The organism is Citrobacter sp. wls613 (assembly GCF_005281195.1).
GTDB classification, from domain to species: Bacteria; Pseudomonadota; Gammaproteobacteria; order Enterobacterales; family Enterobacteriaceae; genus Citrobacter; species Citrobacter gillenii.
On record NZ_SZXN01000038.1, the window covers coordinates 1 to 1196 of the forward strand.

General features: G+C 48.3%; 1 pseudogene. It reads left to right on the forward strand.

The window, feature by feature from the left end:
- The first annotated feature begins 238 nt into the window (after positions 1–238).
- Positions 239–1169: pseudogene (locus tag FDX01_RS06335) on the forward strand (IS30 family transposase).
- Positions 1170–1196 lie beyond the last annotated feature (27 nt).

Below are 1196 nucleotides of genomic sequence, written 5' to 3' on the forward strand. Positions count from 1 at the left end.
ACTCAGCAAAAGTTCGATTTATTCAACAAAGCCTTGTTACGCTGTAAACCGAAACTTGTTGAGATTGTTTCATTGGAGCGATTGTTTCATCTGCTGATTGAGCAGCATTGATATTGAAAGAAACATACAGTAATCGCGAATTCAGATAATAAGTGCAACGCTCGGTCATGTTAGATGGAAGGACGGTTAGCTACTGATAAGCTATCCTGCTCTTCCGACCAAAGATGAGCGAGTAAGTATGAAGTATCAGCAACTAACCGAAGGACAACGATACCAGATATCGATACTGCGTGAGGATAATTTATCCTGCCATGAGATAGGTATCCGTATCGGTGTAAGCAAGTCCACGGTCTCCCGTGAACTGAGGCGTAACACTTCAGATACTGGTTATAACCCACAACAGGCACACCAGAAGTGCTGTGATAGGCGGCTGTCATCTGCCAAAAGGACAATTCCTCAGCAGACCATAGATTTCGTGATATTTGCTCTGGAGTGGAAGTGGAGTCCTGAGCAAATAAGTGCAATTGGCAGTCAGCCATGAATGGATTTACCAGTATATCTATGCGGATAAGCGTAGCGGTGGCGAGTTGTACAGGCATCTTAGGCAGGGCAAACGGCGATATCGTAAGGGCTACGGGCAGAAACGAGGGCGCATCCCTGACGCGGTATCCATTGAGCTACGGCCGTCAGTCGTCGATGACCGTAGCCGTCTGGGGGACTGGGAGGCCGATTTGGTGCAGGGTAAACAGGGCACTGGTGCTATCGTGACACTGGCAGAACGCAAAAGCCGTATTTACCTGACAAAAAAGGTGTTTTCAAAGGATGCGGTGGAAGTCAGTAAGGCCATTATCTCACTGCTGAGTGAGTATCAGGATGTATGTCACACAATAACGTTCGATAACGGTCTAGAGTTTAGTGAGCACAAGGCGATAGCAGAAGCACTGAACGCAGATACGTACTTTGCCCATCCGTATGCCTCGCATGAGCGTGGGCTGAACGAGAATACGAATGGGTTGTTAAGACAGTTTATCCCGAAAGGAACAGACCTGCGGACAGTGACAGAAGAAGACTTACAACGCTATCAGGGAGCGTTGAACAGCAGGCCACGCAAGTGTCTGGGGTTCAGACAACCTTCGGTGGTGTTTGCGGAGCTAAGAAAGGCGGCTTAGCGTTGCACTTCGGACTTGAATCCGCCA